Source organism: Kitasatospora sp. NPDC004614, from assembly GCF_042873675.1.
Classification (GTDB): domain Bacteria; phylum Actinomycetota; class Actinomycetes; order Streptomycetales; family Streptomycetaceae; genus Kitasatospora.
The window spans coordinates 241,998-262,252 of the sequence record NZ_JBIALR010000005.1 but is presented as its reverse complement, the minus strand read 5'-3'; the positions used below and the strand labels follow the sequence as shown (position 1 = coordinate 262,252).

17 protein-coding genes are annotated in these 20,255 nt (G+C 73.2%); 7 read left to right on the top strand and 10 right to left on the bottom strand.

Annotated features, from left to right (window positions below; translation table 11 throughout):
* The first annotated feature begins 194 nt into the window (after positions 1–194).
* The gene (locus ACFYST_RS15160; RefSeq protein WP_387649402.1) at positions 195–467 is read left to right on the top strand and encodes a hypothetical protein; all 273 of its coding nucleotides are present in this window, start codon (positions 195–197) and stop codon (positions 465–467) included.
* A gap of 182 nt (positions 468–649) precedes the next feature.
* Here the strand turns inward: ACFYST_RS15160 and ACFYST_RS15155 are convergent, their stop codons facing one another.
* From ACFYST_RS15155 to ACFYST_RS15145, 3 genes are all read right to left on the bottom strand, one after another.
* On the bottom strand, positions 650–1,801 hold the full coding sequence (locus ACFYST_RS15155; protein ID WP_387862436.1) for a serine hydrolase domain-containing protein: 1,152 nt from the start codon (positions 1,799–1,801) through the stop codon (positions 650–652).
* Between the two features lie 141 nt (positions 1,802–1,942).
* Complete coding sequence (locus tag ACFYST_RS15150) at positions 1,943–2,272, bottom strand: hypothetical protein (protein WP_387862433.1); 330 nt, start codon at positions 2,270–2,272, stop codon at positions 1,943–1,945.
* Positions 2,273–2,434: 162 nt separating this feature from the next.
* On the bottom strand, positions 2,435–3,022 hold the full coding sequence (locus ACFYST_RS15145) for a TetR/AcrR family transcriptional regulator (RefSeq protein WP_387862431.1): 588 nt from the start codon (positions 3,020–3,022) through the stop codon (positions 2,435–2,437).
* Between the two features lie 120 nt (positions 3,023–3,142).
* Between ACFYST_RS15145 and ACFYST_RS15140 the strand changes: the two genes are divergently transcribed.
* A complete protein-coding gene (locus ACFYST_RS15140) occupies positions 3,143–4,546 on the top strand; it encodes an amidase (RefSeq protein WP_387862428.1) in 1,404 nt (467 codons plus the stop codon).
* 244 nt (positions 4,547–4,790) lie between these two features.
* On the opposite strand, the gene ACFYST_RS15135 is transcribed toward ACFYST_RS15140, so the two are convergent.
* From ACFYST_RS15135 to ACFYST_RS15120, 4 genes are all read right to left on the bottom strand, one after another.
* Entirely contained in the window at positions 4,791–5,255 is a 465-nt protein-coding gene (locus tag ACFYST_RS15135) for a hypothetical protein (protein ID WP_387862425.1), read from the bottom strand.
* A 145-nt stretch (positions 5,256–5,400) separates the two neighbouring features.
* A complete protein-coding gene (locus tag ACFYST_RS15130; RefSeq protein WP_387649414.1) occupies positions 5,401–7,365 on the bottom strand; it encodes a putative Ig domain-containing protein in 1,965 nt (654 codons plus the stop codon).
* Positions 7,366–7,794: 429 nt separating this feature from the next.
* Positions 7,795–8,346 (bottom strand): hypothetical protein, encoded by a 552-nt coding sequence (locus tag ACFYST_RS15125; RefSeq protein ID WP_387649417.1) that lies wholly within the window; start codon positions 8,344–8,346, stop codon positions 7,795–7,797.
* A gap of 39 nt (positions 8,347–8,385) precedes the next feature.
* Positions 8,386–9,285, bottom strand: coding sequence for a glycoside hydrolase family 25 protein (locus ACFYST_RS15120; RefSeq protein WP_387862423.1), 900 nt, complete (start codon positions 9,283–9,285; stop codon positions 8,386–8,388).
* Positions 9,286–9,384: 99 nt separating this feature from the next.
* Here ACFYST_RS15120 and ACFYST_RS15115 point away from each other — a divergent pair, with 99 nt between their 5' ends.
* Positions 9,385–13,149, top strand: a complete 3,765-nt coding sequence (locus ACFYST_RS15115; protein WP_387862420.1) for a helix-turn-helix domain-containing protein — start codon at positions 9,385–9,387, stop codon at positions 13,147–13,149.
* On the opposite strand, the gene ACFYST_RS15110 is transcribed toward ACFYST_RS15115, so the two are convergent.
* Positions 13,128–13,709, bottom strand: a complete 582-nt coding sequence (locus ACFYST_RS15110) for a hypothetical protein (protein ID WP_387862417.1) — start codon at positions 13,707–13,709, stop codon at positions 13,128–13,130. The two genes, ACFYST_RS15115 and ACFYST_RS15110, sit on opposite strands and share 22 nt — an antisense overlap.
* A 180-nt stretch (positions 13,710–13,889) precedes the next feature.
* Here ACFYST_RS15110 and ACFYST_RS15105 point away from each other — a divergent pair, with 180 nt between their 5' ends.
* Positions 13,890–14,480: a hypothetical protein gene (locus ACFYST_RS15105; RefSeq protein WP_387862414.1), complete on the top strand. Its 591-nt coding sequence runs from the start codon at positions 13,890–13,892 to the stop codon at positions 14,478–14,480.
* A gap of 7 nt (positions 14,481–14,487) precedes the next feature.
* Here the strand turns inward: ACFYST_RS15105 and ACFYST_RS15100 are convergent, their stop codons facing one another.
* A complete protein-coding gene (locus ACFYST_RS15100) occupies positions 14,488–15,378 on the bottom strand; it encodes an NUDIX domain-containing protein (protein WP_387862411.1) in 891 nt (296 codons plus the stop codon).
* Between the two features lie 219 nt (positions 15,379–15,597).
* Here ACFYST_RS15100 and ACFYST_RS15095 point away from each other — a divergent pair, with 219 nt between their 5' ends.
* The 3 genes from ACFYST_RS15095 to ACFYST_RS15085 all read left to right on the top strand — a co-directional run bounded on the left by ACFYST_RS15095 (position 15,598) and on the right by ACFYST_RS15085 (position 19,309).
* Entirely contained in the window at positions 15,598–17,364 is a 1,767-nt protein-coding gene (locus ACFYST_RS15095) for an oleate hydratase (protein ID WP_387649434.1), read from the top strand.
* A 216-nt stretch (positions 17,365–17,580) separates the two neighbouring features.
* Positions 17,581–18,936, top strand: a complete 1,356-nt coding sequence (locus tag ACFYST_RS15090; RefSeq protein WP_387862408.1) for an MFS transporter — start codon at positions 17,581–17,583, stop codon at positions 18,934–18,936.
* A gap of 148 nt (positions 18,937–19,084) precedes the next feature.
* Entirely contained in the window at positions 19,085–19,309 is a 225-nt protein-coding gene (locus ACFYST_RS15085; RefSeq protein ID WP_387649438.1) for a GntR family transcriptional regulator, read from the top strand.
* Between the two features lie 134 nt (positions 19,310–19,443).
* On the opposite strand, the gene ACFYST_RS15080 is transcribed toward ACFYST_RS15085, so the two are convergent.
* Positions 19,444–20,241 (bottom strand): MHYT domain-containing protein, encoded by a 798-nt coding sequence (locus ACFYST_RS15080; protein ID WP_387862406.1) that lies wholly within the window; start codon positions 20,239–20,241, stop codon positions 19,444–19,446.
* Positions 20,242–20,255: the final 14 nt, after the last annotated feature.

The window sequence follows — 20,255 nt, the reverse complement described above, 5'->3', positions numbered from 1 at the left end:
CCTGCGCGGGCGAGCACCCAGGGGTGAACCTTCGTTCCGTCCCTCCCCTTGCGGGCGCAGGACCGAGTGCTCGCCTTAGCGACCACATGGACGCACGGCCGCATTGCGGGCCCGCGCGTCCCATGTCGTTCTGGAATCGGCAGGGCCCACCATCGCGCCCCGCCGGCCGTCGAACTTCTCGGAGGAGAACTTTCATGCGTGCTCTCAAGCGTGTCCTGGCCATCGGCGCTCTCACCGCCCCCCTCGTGATCGGCTGCGCCGGGCTCGCGTCCGCCCACGAGGGTCCTCACGAGGGTCCGGGCGCCCACTGGAGCAAGTCCCAGTTCATCGCCAACGAGGAAGGGGCCGGCTTCGCGGAGGCGTTCTCCTTCGTCGGCCCGGACGGGGTCGAGCACGGCAAGCGGTGGATCTGGGCGGACGACCACGGTGTCTCCGGCTCCTTCATCGAGTCCGGCGCCCACTTCTAGAAGCCGGGCCAGGTGTCCGGCGGGCGCGCCCCCGCCCGCCGGACAACCGCCCGCCCCACACTCATCGACCCGCGCGTCCCGGCCTCCGTGGCCGAGCGACCGCGGGTCGATGCGTGTTCCGGGGCAGCAGCCGGGACGGCTCAGCAACGCAGCGCCCCCCGGCCGCGGAGGGCCGGGACGGCTCAGCGGCAGAGCGCCGCGTCGACGGCGTCGGCCACGCGCTGCTGGACCTCCGGCGACGGGGCCTCGGTCACCGTGACGTTCGCCGCGCGGCCGTCCTCGGTGACGCCGCCGCGGGTGACGTAGCCGGGGAGGCTACCGCCGTGGCCCCAGGACAGGCCGCCGCAGGGCAGCGGGCGGCTGGCTAGGCCCAGGCCGTATCGTGCGCCGGGGCCCATGTACTCGGCCGGGACGGTGGTCCGCATCTGCGCGAGCTGGGCCGGTGGCAGCAGTCGACCGCCGATCAGGGCGGAGAAGAAGCGGTTCAGGTCGGTGTTGGTAGAGATCATCGCGCCGGCCGCCCAGGCCCAGGACGAGTCCATCTCGGTGATGTCGAGGGGCGGGGTGCCGGGTTCCTCGACCACGTAGCCGTGGGGGTGGCGCTCACGGATGGTCAGCTCGCCCGGGGCGGGGAAGTACGTGTGGCGCAGGCCGACGCGGTCGATCACCCGCTTGGTGATCTCCTCCCCCACCGGGCGCCCGGTGACCTTCTGGACGATCAGTCCGGCCACCAGGTATCCGGTGTTGCTGTACTTCCAGCCGGCGCCGGGGGCGAAGTCCGGCCGGTGCGCGAGGGCGATGTCGAGCAGTTCGCGCGGCTCCAGGTACTGGTCGGCCCGGGAGAACTCCAGGAATTCGGTGTAGTTCGCCAACCCGCTGGTGTGCTGGAGGACTTGGCGGACCGTTATGCGCCGCCCGTCGATGCCGTCGCCGTGGATCAGGCCGGGCAGGTAGGTGTCGAGGGAGGCGTCCAGGTCCACCTTGCCCTCCGCCACCAGCTGGAGGACGACGACCGCGACGAAGGTCTTGGTGTTGCTGCCGACCCGGACCTGCCCGTCGGCGGGGACCTTCGCGCCGGTCGCCAGGTCGCCGACGCCCGCGGTGTAGTCGCGGGTGCGGCCGTCCCGGCCCCGGACGGCCGCCAGCGCGCCGGGCACGTGGTCGCCGGTGACCAGCGCGTCGAGCCGCTGCTGGACGACGTCGGCCGCGTTGGCCTCGGCGGGCGCCATGGCCTCGGCGGGCGCGGCGTGGGCGGACGGGGCGAGTCCGCCGAGCAGGAGGGCCGCGGTGGCAACGGCGAAGGCGTAACGGCGGTGCGGGGGTGGCGAGTTCACGAGGTGTCTCCTTGAGCGGGGCGGAGTGCCGGTCCGCTCCAGAAGACCATGCGGCTCTGCGGGTTTCCGTCGCCTCCAAGAAGGGGCGGCCGTCGCCTCCGAGGAGGAGTGCCGTTCGCCGCCTGTCGTCCTGACGGTGTATCAGGAACCCTGATCCGGCTCCGTGGCGGAGAGGCTCAGCATGAAGGGTGAGCCGTTCGCGGTGGGGTTCCAGCCCTGGGCGCGGGCGGTGCGGATGCCGTGGGCGACTTCGCGCGGCAGGACCAGGTCGGTCGGGGTGAGGTCGGGCTCGAGGCGGGCCCGGCGGCCGGTTTCGACGACGAGGGTGGTTCCGGGGCGGTTCGCGTCCTCGGCGACGTAGCCGAGGGTGCCGCCTTCGTAGTCGCAGCAGAGGTGTCGTCGGCTGGCGTGCCAGCGGTATTCGGCGCCGTCGACGACGATGCGGCGGGTGCCTTTCTTGGCGAGTGCCATGGTGGCGCCTTTCGACTTCGGGGGGCGGTGGGTCCGCGGACAGTGTCGTGGGGGCGGCGCGCGGGTGTCACCGGGTTTTCCGGTGCGGCGGTGAGGAGCCCGCGTCAATCGGCGGGGCGGCGAGGAGCCCGCGTCAATCGGCGGGGCGGTGAGGAGCCCGCGTCAATCGGCGGGGCGGTCCCAGAGGCGGGCGAGATGGGCGTGCAGGAGGTGTTCGGCCTCCTCGGGGGTGCGGTGGCCGATCAGGACGTGGGCGGTGAGGCCGTCAGTGAGGGCGAGCAGGGTGCGGGCCTCGTGGGCGGGATCGGGGTGGTCTCCGGCGGCGGCGATGAGTCCGGTGAGCAAGGTCTCCAGGTCGGTGTAGCTGGTGCGCAGCGCGGCAGCGAGGGTGGGGTGGACGGCGGCGGCGGCGAGGAAGGCGATCCAGGTGCGGGCCTGGGCGCGGTGCCGGGTCTGGAGCAGGGCGATCTCGCGGGCGAGGTGGCCGACGGTGCTGGCCGGGGACTGGGCGGGGGCGGCGAGCAGGCTGGCGTGGGCGCGGGCGGTGACCTGGTGGCCGATGTGGGCGAGAGCGAAGTGCAGCATCTCGTCCTTGGTGCGGAAGCAGCGCTGGACGGCGCCCATGGAGACCTGGGCGCGGGCGGCGACGTCGCGGAGGGTGGCGGCTTCGATGCCCTGTTCGTCGATCAGGGCGCAGACGGCGTCGGCGATCTGACGGCGGCGTTCCTCGTGGTCGACCTGTTTGGGCATCTGTTGGGGCCTCCCGTCGATTTTATTCGATGCGAGTGTATCGGTTCGCGGGCTAGAGTGCGGCTCGGTTCCGATGCAACCGCATCGGAACCAACCGAGAAACCCAGGAGGACCGGATCCATGTGGAAACTTTCCGCCGCCGAGCTCGCCGCTGCCGTCCGCAGCGGCGAGGCGTCCGCGCTCGACGTGGTGGACGCCCATCTCGACCGGATCGCCGAGGTGAACCCGCGGGTCAATGCCATCACCCAGCTGCTCGCCGACCGGGCCCGTGCCGAGGCCCGCCTGCTCGACCGGCGCCGGGCCGCCGGCGAGGAACTCGGTCCATTGGCCGGGGTGCCGTTCACGGTCAAGGAGTGCATCCGGATCGAGGGGGTGGCGACCACGTTCGGCACGCCCCGCTTCGCCCACATGATCGCCCCGGAGGACGCGATCTCGGTGGCCCGGCTGCGGGCGGCCGGGGCGATCCCGCTCGGCCACAGCAACATGCCGACGCTGATCCTGTCCGGCATGCACCCGCGCAGCGAGCTGTACGGCGAGACCCTCAACCCGTGGGACCCGGGGCGCACGCCCGGCGGCACCAGCGGCGGGGACGGGGTGGCGGTGGCCACCGGGATGGCCGCGCTGGGGCTCGGCAACGACTCCGGCGGCTCGGTCCGCATCCCCGCCGTGTTCTGCGGCGTCGCGGCGCTCAAGCCGTCCGCCGGGCGGTTCGCCGCCGACCAGCGCACGCTGGGCCCGGACGACCCGGGGCCGGCCTCCCAACTGCTGGTCCACGACGGCCCGTTGGCCCGGACGGTGGCCGACCTGCGGATCGCGTACGAGGCGCTGTCCGGGCCCGACCCGCGCGATCCGCGTGCCGTTCCGGCGCCGCTGTACGGCCGTCCGTTCGACGCTCCGCCGAAGGTCGCCGTGGTCACCGACCCGGGCGGGCTCGGTGTCCACCCGACCGTCCGCCGGGCCGTCGAGCGGGCCGCCGGGGCGCTGGCGGACGCGGGGTACGACGTGCGCGAGGTGCCCGACGCGCCCCGGATGGCCGAGGCGTTCGAGGCCTACCAGCAGCTCACCAACACCGAGTTCGCGCCCGCCTGGCCCGCCGTCCGGCAGGTGCTCGGCGAGGGCGGCGACCGCTACATCGGCTTCGCGATGCGCAAGGTGCCGCCGGTCGACGCCGCCCGGCTGATCGCGCTGATGGGCACCTGGACGAACATCCGCCGGTCCTGGGCGGAGTTCATGACGGAGTACCCGCTGCTGCTCGGCCCGGTCTTCACCGAGCCGCCGGTCGAGCCCGGCCTGGAGTCGCGCGACCAGGCGGGCCGGGACCGGGTCGCGGCCGCCATGGCGCTGAGTTCGGTGACCAGTTTCGTCGGCGTCCCCGCCGTCGCGGTGCCCACCGGCGTGGGCGGCGGCCTGCCGACGGGCGTCCAGCTCGTCGGCCGGCCGTTCCGCGAGGACCTGTGCCTCGCCGCCGCCCAGCAGATCGAGGACCGGCTCGGCATCCTCGCCCCCGTCGACCCGGTGTTCTGAGGCAATCTCCGGGCCCCGGCGGGCCGCAACCCGCCGGGGCCGTGGGGGCGTCAGGCGCGGCGTCGCACCGCGCCGACGGCGGCGACCAGGGCGCCGAGCACCGTCGCGGCGACCGGCACCAGCAGCGCCGCGCGGAACGCCTCCACCATCCGTTCGCTGGTCACCTGGACGGAGGCGCACCAGCGGGAGATCGCCGCCGCCCGGGCGGCGTACGACGCGCGCGGGGGCGGGGCCTGAGGAACCGTCAGCGGGTGATGTCCACGTCGACGGTGAAGTCCTGCTGGCCGGGCGGGCAGGGCTTGGCCTCGCCGCAGCTGCTGCGGTGGGCGGTCAGCCGGACCGTGCCGGCGGTGCGGGCGGTGAAGGCGGTGGTGACGGTGCCGCAGCCGCTGCCGGGGCGGCAGGAGGGCGCGGCGGTGGTGGAGGGTTCGCCGGTGGGGGCGAGCAGGCCGGGGTCGGTGCTGGTGGCGGGCGACCAGTAGGTGCTGTGGAGCTCGGTGCGGACGATGGTGCCGGGCGCGACGGTGATGTGGGTGCGGTCGGCGGATTCGTCGAGCACGACGGGGCCGGTGGAGGCGGTGGCGCCGGTGGAGCCGATCGTCGGGCCTGCGGCGGTGGTCGTGGCGGTGGTGGTGGCGGACCCGCAGCCGCTCAGTGCGGCGAGGGCGAGCAGGGCGGCTGCGGCGGTCTTGATCAGCTTCGGGGTCATGGCTTCGTCTCTCTGAACGGGTCGGGCCGGCGGGCGTGCAGTGATGGGACGCGGCGGCGGCCCTACTGGATCCCCTGCGCAACGGCGCCGGGGCGGGCCCGTGGTGGGCCCGCCCCGGCGCCCCCTGGGGGAGGCTGTTACCGCGTCAGGAGACGTTGAGCGCGGTGTCGTCGATCACGAAGCTGGTCTGCTGCGAGGAGTCCTCGGTGCCGGTGAACTTCAGGGTGACGCTCTGACCCGCGTAGGAGGACAGGTCGAAGGACTTCTGCACGTACCCGGTGGCGGCGTTCACGTTGGAGTAGGTCGCCAGGGTGGTGGAGTTGGCCTGGACGGTCAGCTTGTCGTAGGCGGTGGTGCCGGTCTCGGCGGTGTCGATGTGCAGCCAGAAGCTGAAGGTGGCCTTGCAGCCGGCCGGGATGGTCACCGTCTGGGCGACGGTGTCGGTGTGGGCGGAGCCGTAGCCGTCCAGCCAGGCCTTCCAGGAGCCGCTGTGGGCGGGCTGGGAGGTGGAGTTGTCGACCACGCCGGCGCTGGTGGTCCACGGCGCGGCGGTGCCGGTCTCGAAGCCGGCGTTGCCGAGCAGCTGGCCGGCGGTGCAGGTGCCGCCGCCGGTGCCGGCCTCGCTCCAGCTGAAGCTGGTGGAGCCGGCCGCGCCGGTGGTGTCGGTGGCGCTGACGGTCACCGAGGAGGTACCCGCGGCGGTCGGGGTGCCGGAGATCAGGCCGGTCGAGGAGTTGATCGACAGGCCGGCCGGCAGGCCGGTGGCCGCGTAGGTCAGGGTCTGGCCGGACGCCGAGTCGGTGGCGTGGATCTGCAGGCTGGCGGCGGTGCCGACGGTGCCGCTCTGGGTGCCGGGGTTGGTCACCGTGACGGTGTTGGTGGTGCCGCCGCCGTGGGTGAGGATGGCGTGCGTGATGGCGCAGGAGTTGGTGTCGTTCGACCAGCTGGCCTGCTCGGCGAAGGTGCCGTACGAGCCGAAGCTGACGTTGGCGGCGCCGCCGGCGGTGCCGGGCTGGAGCCAGGCGCACTCGTCGGAGTTCTCCTGGCCGTTGTACGAGGAGCCGGAGACGTGGTTGGTCCAGCCGCCGGCCGGGTTCTGGTCGGACATCATCTCGTGCCACTCGTGGCCGAGGGTCATCGTCCAACCGTCCAGGGTTCCGGGCGAGTTGACGAAGCCGACGCCGCAGGAGGAGCCCATGTCGATGTTGTACGGCTGGTTGGAGAACGCGATGTCGCCGTAGTTGGAGGTGACGGCGCCGCCGGTGAGGGTGGTGTCGCCGTTGTAGTCGTGCCAGGCGCAGTAACCCTGGGTCGGGCTCTGGTAGTTGTCCGGGTTGGTGCCCTTCGGCGACAGCACCACGTAGTACGCGTCGCGGTTGGCCGCGGCGGTGGTGTTGCCGAAGTGGGCGGCCGCGTTGACGGCTTCCACGCCGAGCTGGTGGCCGGTGGAGGAGGCCGGGGAGGCACCCGCGTTGTCGTACCAGACGCCGGAGAGCACGCCGCCGGTCTGGTAGGGGATGAACGCGGCGTTCGACGGGCAGGAGACCGCGCCGGAGGCGACGTTCGGGCCGTCGCACCACTGGGTGAGGTCGGCGGACCAGGTCTCGCCGTTGGTGCCGATGCCCTTGAACATGTTCTGCGCGGCCTGCGCGGCGCCCGCGGCGTCGTTGGAGAACGTCAGGTTGCCGTTGGCGTCGGTTCCCTGGGAACCCCACTGGTTGCCGTAGAACACCAGGTAGACCTTGGAGTGGCCGCTCTGCACGCCGATGCCGTCGACGCCGCCGCCGTAGGACAGGGTCTGCTGGCCGGTGGCCGCGGCCTGCAGCTGGTGGGCTATCTGGTCCTGCTTCTGCTTGGCGTGCTGCTTGACGCCCGGGACGGTGCTGTTGGTCTGCGCCGGGGCGAACGGGTTGAACTCGTTGGAGACGCCTCCGGTTCCGGCGGAGCCGTGGTGCGCCTGGCCGGAGACCGACGGCACGGCGGCCGGCTCGGGGGTGGCGGCGTTCGCCGGGGCCGCGGTGGCGGCGAGGCCGGCGGCGGCGAGCGCGAGCGAGGCGGCGGCGGTCAGCGCCGCCATCCTCGAACGCATGGCGGTGGGGGTCATACCCATGGGTGGGGAGCCTCTCTCCTCCGGCCGCCCGTACCTCGGTGGGGCGCAGTGCGGCCGATAAACCTGGGGGCGGGAGCGGACGGTGGGGCACGACCGGGAACGATTGCCGCCCACGGAAATACGCGGCATTCCGTATTTCCGGTGGCGGCAGGCGAATTGACGGAGCCTCGTACGGGGCCGGTCGTCCGTCTGCGGCCTGAAGCAAAGCAGAGCTGCCGATGGACAGTCAATGGACCCGGTTAAGGGAAAACTCAGGAACCTTGTTCACGCAGGTGGAGACGCGTGCCGGTGCGGGGCTTCACCCTCCGGCGGCGTCAACAGTTTTCAAGTTGGCATCCCTGTTCTTGGCTGTTCGGGTGGAATTCAGTACCGCCCCTTTGCGAGGTTTTTGAATTCCGGTCGCAGTGAAGAAGCCCGGCCGGTGGGTTGTCAGTCCGTCAGGTTGGCGGGGCGGTGGGCGTGGTAGCCGTCGCCGTCCTTGAGGCCGTAGGTGTGCGTGGTGTAGCGGGTGCCGACGCCGCCCGCCTGCTCGTAGGCGTGGTAGGAGGTGTGCTTGCTGTTGTCCCAGCTGTCGAAGATGACCACGTGGCGGTGGTCGGGGTCGCTGCTGTTGGCCTTGATGACCAGGTCGCCCTGCCGCAGTTCGGACATCTTGATCGCCCTGGTCCAGCCGTCGTTCTTCAGCGCGACGGTGTTCGGGCCGGACTTGGGCAGGCGCAGCGTCATCGAGGCGTAGCCGGAGCAGTCCTGGCGGTAGCCGTCCGACCAGGTCTTGTGCTGGCTGTAGGGGACGGGCTTGCCGTGGTCGGCGGTCAGCCAGGCCTTGGCGCGGCGGATCTCCTCGGCGCGGGTGGTCTTCGGGGCGTCGGCGGCCCGGGTGGTGGTGACGGTGTCCGCGGCGGTGGCGAGGGTGGGGGTGCCGAGGGCCAGGGTGCCGAGCAGGACGAGGGCGGTGATGCTGCGGCGGTGGGTGCGGTTCATGGTGGTGTTTCCTTTTCGGGGTGGGGGGTTGAGGTTCGGTCAGCCGAGGTGGGCGAGGCGGCGCAGGGCGGCGCGGTCGCCGTGGAAGACGTCGGCGTCCATCGGGAGGCCGGCGGTGCCGGGCAGTTGGGCGTGGTCGCTGTGCTGCCAGAAGTCCCAGGTGGTGGCGCCGGGCAGCGGGCGGGGTTCGGTGGTGCCGTAGCGGGCGAGCCAGCTGGGGTGGCCGGCCAGGTCCTTCGTTCCGCCGAGGCAGTCGTCGACGATGTCGCGGCGGGTGTAGACGGCCGGTGCGCTGCCGGTGGCGTGTTCGACGCGCCGGAGGAAGGCCCCCAGCTGGGCGAGTTGCAGCCGGTGGCCGTCACGGGTGCACGCCTCGACGTCCACGGCGGGTGGCAGTTCGCCCGGCTTGGTGCCGGTGTGGCCGGCGCCGCGGAGGGTTGCGAGGAAGTGGTCGGCCTGGGCGGCGCCGTCCTGGTCGGGGCGGAAGTAGTGGTAGGCGCCGTGGATCAGGTTGGCGGAGCGGGCTCCGGCCAGATCCCGGGTGAACCAGTTGTCGACGGTGCCGGTGCCTTCGGTGGCCTTGAGCCAGACGAACTGCTGGCCGTCGTGGGCGATCGCGGGCCAGTCGTAGGCCTTCTCTCCGTTCCTGGTCTCGTGGTTGTGGTGCGAGCTGTCGAAGCCGCGGACGGTGTAGGTCTGCGGGCCGCCGGCGGCGTCGGCGGCGTCGGCGGGGGTGGCCGGTCCGAATGCTGCGAGCGCCAGCAAGCAGGCGGCGCGACGGGTGGGCGTCATGGGCAGGTCCTCCTGGGTGCGGTGGTGACGGAGCGTCAGTGCGGCGGTGATTGCTGCGGCCCCGGTGACAGCGTTGCCCGCCGGATGCCGCCCGCGCACCGGTTGCCGGTTGTCGTCCGGGCCCGGCACCTCGACAACCCCTCCCACCTGCCCGTTTCCTGACGGCCTCCCGGGTGGCGCGGCGCCCCGTGTCCGGGGTCGGGCGGGCTCGTTGGGTGGGGTGGAGTCGAGGGAGGCGGGGTCGCGGTGAGCACCGAGGGCGATCGCGGGCGGGTGCCCGGGCAGGGTGGGCGCGGGGCCGGGTTCGGGGCGGTGCTGCGGGAGCGGCGGCAGTCGGCCGGGCTCTCGCAGGAGAAGCTGGCCCGTCAGGTGCACTACGACAAGAGCCACATCAGCAAGGTGGAGAGCGGCGACAAGCCACCCACGGCGGCGTTCGCGCGGGCCTGCGACCAGGCGTTGCGGACGGGTGGCGCGCTGCTGGAGCTGGCGGTGCGCGGTCAGTGCCCGTACCCGGGGCTGGCGAGTTTCGGGGCGGAGGACGAGCGCTGGTTCCACGGGCGGGACCGGGCGCGCGCGGAGTTGCTGGCGCTGCTGGGCGAGCGGCTGGCGGACCGGGGTGGCCCGGTCGCGGTGGTGGGCCCGTCGGGTGCGGGCAAGTCCTCGCTGTTGCGGGCGGGGCTGGTGCCGTCCCTGCGGCGCGGCGCGCTGCCGGCGCTGGGGGCGGTCGACGCCGAGGTCTTCTCCCCCACTGCCGAACCGATGGCGCGGCTGAACGCGCTCGCCCGGGGCGCCTGCCCGGTCTGGATCGTCGACCAGGCCGAGGAGTTGTTCACGCTGTGCGCCGATCCGGGTGAGCGGCGGGCGTTCCTGGACCGGCTGTGCGAGGAGGCCGGACCGGACGGCAACCGGCTGGTGGTGCTGGGCCTGCGGGCCGACCTGTACGGGCACGCGCTGGCGCACCAGGGCGTGTTGGCGGCGGTGCGCCACGGTCAGCTCGCGCTGGGGCCGATGAGCGCCGAGGAGTTGAGCCGGGCGATCACCGCACCGGCCCGCACGGCCCGGCTGGAGCTGGAGCCGGGCCTGCTGGAGGTGCTGCTGGCCGATCTGGGCCTGGACGGCGCCGCGTCCGGCGCCCCGGACGGCGGCGCCTACGACCCGGGGGCGCTGCCGCTGCTCGCGCACGCGCTGCGCGCGGTGTGGCAGCAGCGCTGCGGGCGGGCGCTGTCGCTGTCCGGCTACCGGGCGATCGGCGGCCTGCACGGTTCGGTGGCGCTGACGGCGGAGCGGGCCTGGTCGCGGCTGGACGGTCCGGCCCGGGTGGCGGCCCGCCGGGTGCTGCTGCGGCTGGTCCACCTCGGGCCGGACGGTCAGGTGTCGCGGCGGCGCGCCGAACTGTCGCAGCTGGCGGCGGCCGACGCCGAGCCGGGCCAGGTGGCGCAGGTGCTGGCGTCGTTCGCGGACGACCGGCTGATCACCCTGGACGCGGCCGGCGCGACGCTCTCCCACGAGGCGCTGCTGCGGGCCTGGCCGCGGCTGCGCGGCTGGATCGAGGACAGCCGGGACGAGTTGAGACTGCATCAGCAGCTGACCCAGGACGCCGAGAACTGGGCGGCGTCGGGCCGCGAGGAGGCCCTGCTGCCCCGGGGCAGCAGGCTGGAGGTGGTCCGGGCCTGGGCGGCGTCCGACGGCGGGCGCGGCCTGGCGCCGGTGGAGCGGGACTTCCTGGCCGCCGCCGCGCACCGCGCCGACCAGGAGCGCCGGGCGGAGCGCCGCCGGGTCCGGACCCGCCGTCAACTTGCGGGCATCCTGGCCCTGTTGCTGGTCGCGGCGGCGCTCGCCGGCGACCTGCTGCGGCAGGAGCACGAGCGGGCGGAAGCGGCGACGGGCGGCCGCAGCGCACTGGTGCTGCTCTCCGAGGCGCAGCGCAGTTCGTCCCGTGACCCGTACGCGGCGCTGTGGCAGTCGGTGGCGGCGCGCCGGATCGCCGAGGCGGGCGTTCCGGAGCTGCGCCGGGAGGCGGACGACGCGGTGCTGAGCACCCAGGGCCAGTACCTGGCGGGGCGGATCCCGGGTTTCGAATACGGGGTGAACGGGCTGGCGCTGAGCCCGGACGGGAAGCTGGTCGCCACGGGTGACGCGCAGGGCCGGGTGACGCTGTGGGATTCCGCGACCACCGCGCGGGTCGCCGAGCTCCAGGGGGAGGTCGGGCATCCGGTGCAGGATCTGGAGTTCGGCCCGGACGGGTCGGTGCTGGCCGCCGCGCTCACGGGCGACGAGCGGCGCCGGATCCTGCTGTGGCGGGTGGCCGACCGGACGCCGTTGCCCGCCCCGGTGATGCCCGTGAACGGCGAGGGCAGGCCGGCGAAGGCCAAGCGGCTGGCGTTCAGCCGGGACGGCGCGCTGCTGGCGGCGGGCTCCGGCGACAAGGCGCTGCTGGGCCAGGTGTGGGTGTGGCGCACGGACGCGGGTGCGGCGCCGCCGGTGCGGACGCTGGCGGACCATGCGGGCGCGATCCAGGGGTTGGCGTTCGGCGCCGGCCACCAGTTGGCCTCGGCGGATGTCGGCGGCGCGGTGCTGGTGCGGGACGTGGACGCGCCGCCGCGGCGGGACGGCGGTGCGCCGGTGGTGTTCGCGGGCCGCTCGCCGTCGCCCCGGTCGTTGGCGTTCGCGGCGGGCGGCGGGCTGCTGGCGGTCGGCGACGAGCAGGGCGGGATCCGGTTGTGGCGTCCGGCGGCCCCGGACACCGGGCCGCAGCAGTGGCCGGCCACTGACCTGCCGCCCGGTCATGTCGGTTCGGTGAACGCGCTGGACCTGACGCCGGACGGCGCCACCCTGGTGTCCGCGGGCGACGACGGCGCCGCCCGGGTGTGGGACGTGGCGACCGGCCGGGTGGCGGCCGAGCTGCACGGCCATCCGACGTTCGTGCTGGGCGCGGCGATCGGCCGGGACGGCCGTACCGTCGTCACCTCGGCCGCGTTCGGTTCACCGCCGGGCAGTGTGCTGGTCTGGGATCTGCGGCGGGGCACGGATCTGGCGCCGTGGCCGGAGCATCCACAGGTCACGGCCGTCGCCGCGGCCGGGGACCGGGCGGCGGTCGGCACAGCCGACGGCCGGCTCGCGCTGTGGGACGTGGGCGGGCCGGTGCCGCGTCCGATCGATGTCACGGGTCCGTCGGGCAGTGCGGTCACCGCGCTGGCCTTCGACCGGGGCGGCCGCGCCCTGGCGAGCGGCACCGACAGCGGCGCGGTGCAGGTCCGCGGTGCGGCGGACGGCGCGGTGCGGGCCTCGCTGCGGGTGACGGGCCGGGTGTCGGCGGTCGCGCTGAGCCCCGACGGGTCGCAGCTGGCGGTGGGCACCAGATCCGGCCGGCTGCTGCTCGGCCCGCCGGACGGCTCGCCGTTGCAGGAGCGCCGGCCCGCGAACGACGACCGCGTCCACGCCCTGGTGTTCCTCGGTGACGGCGCCGAGCTGGCGTTCGCCGGTGACTCGCAGTTCGTCCGCCTGCTCACCGTCGCCGATCCGGGGCGGCCGGTCCGCGCCAGCGCCTACGGGCACGCCGATCAGGTGCGCCGGCTGGCCGTCAGCCCGGACGGCCGCTACCTGGCGACCGCCGGGAACGACCGGCTGGTGAATGTGTGGGACACCCGCACCGGTGCGCGACTGGACACCGTCCGGCGCTCGTTGGACGACACGGTGCTGGCGCTGGCGTTCGCCCGGGACGGCCGGGCGCTGGCGGCGGTCGGCCGCGAGGGCCGGCTGCGCCGCTGGGACACCGCGCACCCGGACGCCCCGGCCACCACCCTCACCGGCCCGGCGCAGTCGCTGAACGGTCTCGCGTTCCTGCCCGACGGCCGGGCCCTGGTCGGCGGCGACGACGGCACCGCCCCGCTGTGGAGCCTGTCGCCGGACGCCGCGGTGGCGCGGGCCTGCGCGGTGCTGCGGGCTCCACTCCCCCGCGACGAGTGGTCGCGGCTGCTGCCTGCCGTCGGCTACCGCCCGGACTGCGGCTGACCCGACGGGCCGTCGGGCCGGCGTGACTGCACCAGGGCGACGTAGCGGACGGTGAAGACCATCGGCACGGCGAACCCGGCTAGCTGGACCAGCAGCGAGGCCAGCGAGTGGCCGTGGCCCGCGTGGGCGAGCACGCCCAGGACGACGGCGGTGATCGCGAACGCGGCCGTCCACACCGAGGTGATGATCACGTTGACCCGGATGAACGGCTTGAGCGGCCAGATCTCGGGCGGGGTGCTGCGCTTGGCGATGCCGAGCGTGAACGGCTTGCCGATCAGCAGCGAGGTGCCGGCGATGACGGCGAGGCAGGCGGAGGAGAGCGTCGCGGAGTAGCCGCGGATGCCGGAGTGCGGGTCGGCGAAGGCGAGTGCGGCGAGCGCGGCGAAGTACAGCGCGGAGCCGAGTTCGATGATCAGCGCGTCCCAGGCGGCTCCGGCCCTGCGCTGCTGGAGGATGACGGCCGAGGCGACGACCAGACCGGCCAGGGCGGCCCACTGCCACTGGGCGGACGGGATCACCGCGAAGACGATCCAGGGCAGGAAGGTGCGCAGGTACGACATTTCGGTGTGGATTCCCCCTCGGTGAAGCGGCCGTTCCGGCCGTGCTGCCCGCAAGCCTATCCACCTGGCGCACCAATCACACCAAACATCCGGATACCGACTATTGACATTTCGCCAACTCCCGTATCCACCACGGAACATGTGCCTGCCCTGTCCTAACGGGATGTCAGGATCCCGAGCATGGAGAACAACACGGGGATGAACACCTACCAGCGCCTGGTCGTGCGCCTGCACGAACTCGGCATGATCGACCGTCAGACGGCGGACGAGCAGGTCGCGTCGACCGCGGCCTGGGGCGAGCCCCGACCGGAGCGGCGCGCCCAGGAGTTGGCCGGGGTGCTGGACGAGTGCGGCGTCGCGGTGCGGGCGCACGGCGAGGACGTCGACTTCGCGGAGGGCGCCTACGAGTCCGTCCTCAGGAACGCGGCACGGATCATCGGCGGCGCGGTCACCGTCACCGGGGTGGAACTGGTCGGCGGGATCGGCGACACCCGGGAGCTCCGTTTCAAGGTCAACGGCGTGGCGAAGTCGTGGTGGATCGACCAGCCGTCCGACGACTACCTCGACCTGGGGGCCATCGAGTTGGGCATCGGCGACCTCGAGCCGGGCGGTGCGGACCCCCGGGTCTTCCACCCCGTCCCCGCCGACGAAACCTGCGGGGACGACCTCCACCTGCTGGCCACCCCGGCCCAGGCGGCGGCGCTGCGCGAGGAGTTCGGCCTGGGGATCCGGTTGTGCGACGCGGACGGCGTGGTCGTCCAGGAGGTGTAGTGGCGCGTCAGAGGTGGGCCAGGTAGTGCGCCAGGTACGGCGGGGTGCGCAGGGCGGGTATCTCCTCCCGGCGCACCAGCCGGACGGCCTGGCCCTCGCCGAGGACGAGGGCGCCCTCGGGTCCGTCGTAGACGGCGTGCAGGACGGTGGTGGTGTCGGCGATCAGCGGGTGGCGCGGCGCGTCGAGTGGGCGCAGCGCGGTGACGGTGATGCCGGCTTCTTCGCGAATTTCGCGGGTGGCGCAGTCGTGGGCGTTCTCGTGGCCTTCGCGCCAGCCGCCGATGGGGGCCCAGTGGCCGGGCCAGGCGATGCCGGGGTGGTCGTCGCGGAGGTTGAGCAGGACGCGGTCGCGGGCGGGGGTGGTGACGAGGACGAGGACGCCTTCGAAGGCGTCGGCGCCGGGGTCGGTGTCCTCGGCGTACAGGGTGGTGCGGGCGCGGCGGGCGCGGTCGACGAGCATCAGCCGGCGGTGGTCCTGGGGTCGCATCCGGTTGCGCCAGCGCCAGAGGGTGTCGACGGCCCAGTCGGTGTGGGCGGTGGTGAGGCGGATGCGGTGCAGTTGGTCGTCGTCGAGGGTGCCGCCGTCGAAGACGTAGTCGGTGGCGGCGAGTGGCCGCTGGGCGGTGGGTGCGTGGTGCAGGACGGCGAGCAGGCGGCGTTCGGTTTCGACGTCGATTCCGAGTTGCTCGCGGGCCCTCGACCGGGCGCTCTGCCAGGGGGTTTCGCCGGTTCGGGTGTCGCCGCCGGGCAGTTGCCAGCGGTCGGGGTCGTGGGCAGAGCGCAGGTGGAACGGGTGGCCGTGCCGGTCGGTGAAGTAGAGGGCGCCGTGGCTGCTGGTGAGGGCGGTCCGGCGCAGGTAGTGGCCGATGGGTTCGCTGAGGTCGTGGTGTCCGGTCACGGTGTCCCCCTGTCCGCGTGCGGCTGCCTTCGACCCTAGGCAGCGGTGCGGCGCATGCCAATGCCCGGTGCGGGATCCGCCGGAACCCTGCGGCAGCCAAATTCACCCAGACGGCGCAATGCGGGCAACCCGCCGTGCGCGCGGATGTAAGGACGGGTTGGGTGGGACCTGGGGCCAGCGATCTTGGTCGGCCCGTGGAACGGATGAGGGAGTGCGTCGATGTACTACAGCAGCGGCAACTACGAGGCGTTCGCCCGGCCGCGCAAGCCCGCGGGAGTGGACGGCAAGCGGGCGTGGTTCGTCGGCTCGGGGCTGGCGTCGTTGGCGGGCGCGGCGTTCCTGGTCCGGGACGGACAACTGGCGGGCGAGCGGATCACCATCCTGGAGCAGCAGCGGATTCCGGGCGGCGCGCTGGACGGCATCAAGGAGCCGGAGCGCGGGTTCGTGGTCCGCGGCGGCCGCGAGATGGAGAACCACTTCGAGTGCCTGTGGGACCTGTTCCGCTCGATCCCGTCGATCGAGATCGAGGGGGCCAGTGTCCTCGACGAGTTCTACTGGCTGAACAAGGACGACCCGAACTTCTCCCTCCAGCGCGTCACCCACCAGCAGGGCCGCGACGCCGGCACCAACGGCCTGTTCGCGCTCAATGACCGGGCGCAGCGGGACCTGCTGAAGGTGTTCCTGGCGACGCGTCAGGAGATGGAGGGCAAGCGGATCGACGAGGTGTTCGGCGAGGACTTCCTGTCGTCGAACTTCTGGCTGTACTGGCGGACCATGTTCGCCTTCGAGCAGTGGCACTCGGCGCTGGAGATGAAGCTCTACCTGCACCGTTTCGTGCACCACATCGGCGGTCTGCCAGACTTCTCGGCGCTGAAGTTCACCAAGTACAACCAGTACGAATCGCTGGTGCTGCCGCTGGTGCGGTGGCTGATGGACCAGGGTGTGGTGTTCCAGTACGACACCGAGGTCACCGACGTCGACTTCTCCTTCACGGACGGCCGGAAGCAGGCGACGGCGCTGCACTGGGTCTCCGGCGGTGAGCCGGGCGGGGTTCAACTGACCGCCGACGACCTGCTGTTCACCACCATCGGCTCGCTGACCGAGAACTCCGACAACGGCGACCAGCACACCCCGGCGAAGCTGAAGGAGGGCCCGGCGCCGGCCTGGGACCTGTGGCGGCGGATCGCGGCGAAGCACCCGGACTTCGGCCGTCCGGACGTGTTCGGCGCGCACGTCCCGCAGACCAAGTGGGAGTCGGCGACGGTCACCACGCTGGACCACCGGATCCCGGAGTACATCCAGAAGGTCTGCAAGCGCGACCCGTTCTCGGGCCGGGTGGTGACCGGCGGCATCGTCACCGCCCGCGACTCGTCCTGGCTGCTGAGCTGGACGGTCAACCGGCAGCCGCACTTCAAGCAGCAGCCGAAGGACCAGATCGTGGTGTGGCTGTACTCGCTGTTCGTGGACGTGCCCGGCGACTACGTGAAGAAGCCGATGCAGGAGTGCACCGGCGAGGAGATCACCCGCGAGTGGCTGTACCACCTGGGCGTTCCGGTGGAGCACATCGACAAGCTGGCGGCGGAGGCGGCCAAGTGCGTGCCGGTGATGATGCCGTACGTGACGTCGTTCTTCATGCCCCGCCAGGCCGGCGACCGGCCGGACGTGGTGCCGCCGGGCGCGGTGAACTTCGCCTTCATCGGCCAGTTCGCGGAGGCCGGCGACCGGGACTGCATCTTCACCACCGAGTACTCGGTGCGCACCGGCATGGAGGCCGCGTACCGCCTGCTCGGCGTGGAGCGCGGCATCCCCGAGGTGTTCAACTCGACGTACGACGTGCGGGCGCTGCTGAACGCGGCGAGCCGGCTGCGCGACGGCAAGCCGGTGGCACTGCCCGGCCCGCACGCGCTGCGCAAGCGGCTGAACAAGCGGCTGGAGACCTCGGAGATCGGCGAGCTGCTGAGCGAGTACAACCTGCTCCCCGAGTGACCCTCCGCATACGGTGCCCCGGACCCGATCGGGTCCGGGGCACCGGCGCGACTACTCGGTGCGTCGAACCGAACGGGCCACCTCGACGCCCTGCGGGTCCACGCGTGGGTGAACGCCCCAGGCATCACACACCGTCAATGCCACACTTCCGCCGCACCCCCGTCGCACAACATCTCGACATCAAGCATCTTGATATCGAGAGACTTCTCCGGCAGAGTGCTCCCGGTACGGAAGAACGACGGCGTGGACGGGGTGGCGGCGATGGCGACGGGAAGCAGGGACGGCGGGGCGGGGTTGCTGGCCCAGTTGCGCAACCCGCCAGGGGGCGCGGCCGGGCGGACCATGCTGCTGACGGTGTTCACCGACCGGACCGGGTCGGGGGTGTGGGCAGCGGCCTGCGTGCTGTACTTCACCGAGGTGGAGCGGCTGACGGCCGGCCAGGTCGGGCTGCTGCTCGGCGTCGCCTCGGTGGCCGGGATCGCCGGCTCGCCGCTCGCCGGGCGGCTGGCCGCGAGCCTCGGGAGCCGGCCGGTGCTGATCGGGTGCCACCTGCTGCGGTCGGTGGCGCTCGCGGCGATACTGCTCTGCTCCTCGTTCGGCGCGCTGCTGGCCCTGGTCGCGGTGACCGCGCTGGGCGACCGGGCGGCCCGCGCGATGGAGATGCTGTTCGCCACCGACGCGGCGGGCGACCGGCGTTCGGTGTACCGGGCGCTGTCCCGGACGGCGATGAACGCCGGCTACGCGGCGGGCGCGGGCCTGGCCGCGATCGGCCTCGCGGTCGGCACCCCGGCCGCGTACCGGGCGCTGCTGCTCGCGGACGTGCTCTCCTTCCTGCTGTCGGCCGGCCTGGTGGCGGGCATCCGGGAACCGCGCCACGAGGGCCGGGTGGTCGCCGGATCCGGGCACCCCACCCCGGACGCCGGCACCGGGCCCCGCCCGAGCCCGTGGCGCGACGGCGGCTACCTGCGCTTCGTCGCCCTGGATTGCGCACTCACCATCGACGACGCGATCCTGAACGTCGGCCTGCCGCTGTGGCTGATCCACGCCACCCACGCGCCGCACGCACTCGTCCCGGCCTTCCTGGCGATCAACACCGTGCTGGTGGTGGCTGCCCAACTCCGCGTCTCGGCCGCCGTCCGGACGCCCCGCCAGGCGGTGCGCGCGGTGCCGGTGTACGGCTTCACGCTGCTCGGCTGCTGCGCGGCGGCCGCCGCGGCGTACGGGACGGGGCCGGTCCTCGCCTCGGCGCTGCTGCTGGTCGCGGCGGTGCTGGTGACCTTCGCCGAACTGATCCGCTCGGTGGTCTCCTGGGAGCTTTCGGTGGCCCTGGCCCCGGAACGGGCCCGCCCCGAATACCTCGGCGTGGCCGGCATGGCCCAGTCCACCGAAAAGGCGGCCGGCCCCCTCCTCCTGACCGGCGCGGTCCTCGCGACCGGCCCCCTCGGCTGGCTCGCCCTGGGCGCCGCCACCACCGTCGCCGCGTACGCACAGCGCCACTTCAGCGCGGCCCGGCTGGGCACCGCGAGCACCGTCGCCATCGACTCGCCCGCGCCGTCCGTCACTTCGAGCTGAGCTCCACCACCCCGAACGCGTCGCCGACGGCGGCGGGCGAACGCCGGCGGACCAGACGCTGCCGACCCCGGTGCGGCTCTGGACGCGGGCCTGCACGGCAGTGCATCGTTCGGTTCAGCCGGAGCCGGCCGATGAATGGAGTGACGACATGTCGGAGGAAGTTCGAAGCGGGGTGTTGGTCGTCCTTGGCGATGTGCTTCGGGCGGAGATCGCCGCCGACCCGACGATGACGGAGTTGCCGCGTGTGCGCGACATCGCCGAGACGTACGGCGCGGCCCGGCCGACGGTCGTGGCCGTTCTGCGCGCATTGGCGGCCGAGGGGCTGATCGAGGCCCGGCCGGGCGACCGGTGGACGGTGACTGGAAGGCCCTGACCACGTGAACGCCGAACGCCGCCCGGAGCGGGCGGCGTTGAGGCGGGGGGGCGTTGAGGCGGGGCGGCGTTGAGGCGGGGGGCGGCACCCCGTTGCAGTCGCGGAGCCTGTCGCGACCGCCCGTAGGGCACGTCTCAGCGGCGCTCCTGGCCGAACAGGTCGACCCGGATCGGCTCGGCGGCCGGGCCGGTACCGGGCTCGGGGTCCTGCGGGGAGAAGGCGATCGCCAGGCCGGCCACGGCGAGCACCACCACGATGCCGACGGCCACGGGCAGGGCGAACTGCGAGGCGGGGACGCCGGCGCCGCCGGCCCGGCCGTCCAGGGTGACGGTGACGGCGGCCATCGCGGTGTAGTGCATCGCGACCACGGCGATGCCGGCGATCAGCGCCGCGCCGAGTGCCGCCGTCAGGCCCTTGATGTGCAGGGTCATCCACAGCGCGGCGGTGGCGGCGGCGATCGCGATCGCGACCGAGGCGACGACCAGCAGGGTGTCGTAGGAGACCTTGCCCTCGACCTGCATGGCGGCCATGCCGAGGTAGTGCATCACCGCGACGCCGCACCCCGTCAGCACGCCGCTGATCAGCAGGGTGCCGGTGCCGCTGCCCCGGTAGCCGACGTAGCCGATGCCGAGGCCGACCACGACCACCGCGACCAGCAGGCTCAGCAGCGTCAGCGGAATGTCGTACACCAGTGTCGAGGCGTCGACCATGAATCCGAGCATCGCGATGAAGTGCATCGACCAGATTCCGCACCCGAACGCACCGGCCGCCAGCGCCAGCCAGCCGGCCCGCTTCTTCTGTGGCAGCGTCATGGCCCGGGCCGTGCACCGCAGTCCGATGGCGGCGCCCACGCACGCGATGACATACGCGACGACCGGGTTCACCCACCCGTACTGAAAACCGTCGAGGTGGGCCATGGTGCCGTGATTCATGAGAGGGGGGTCCG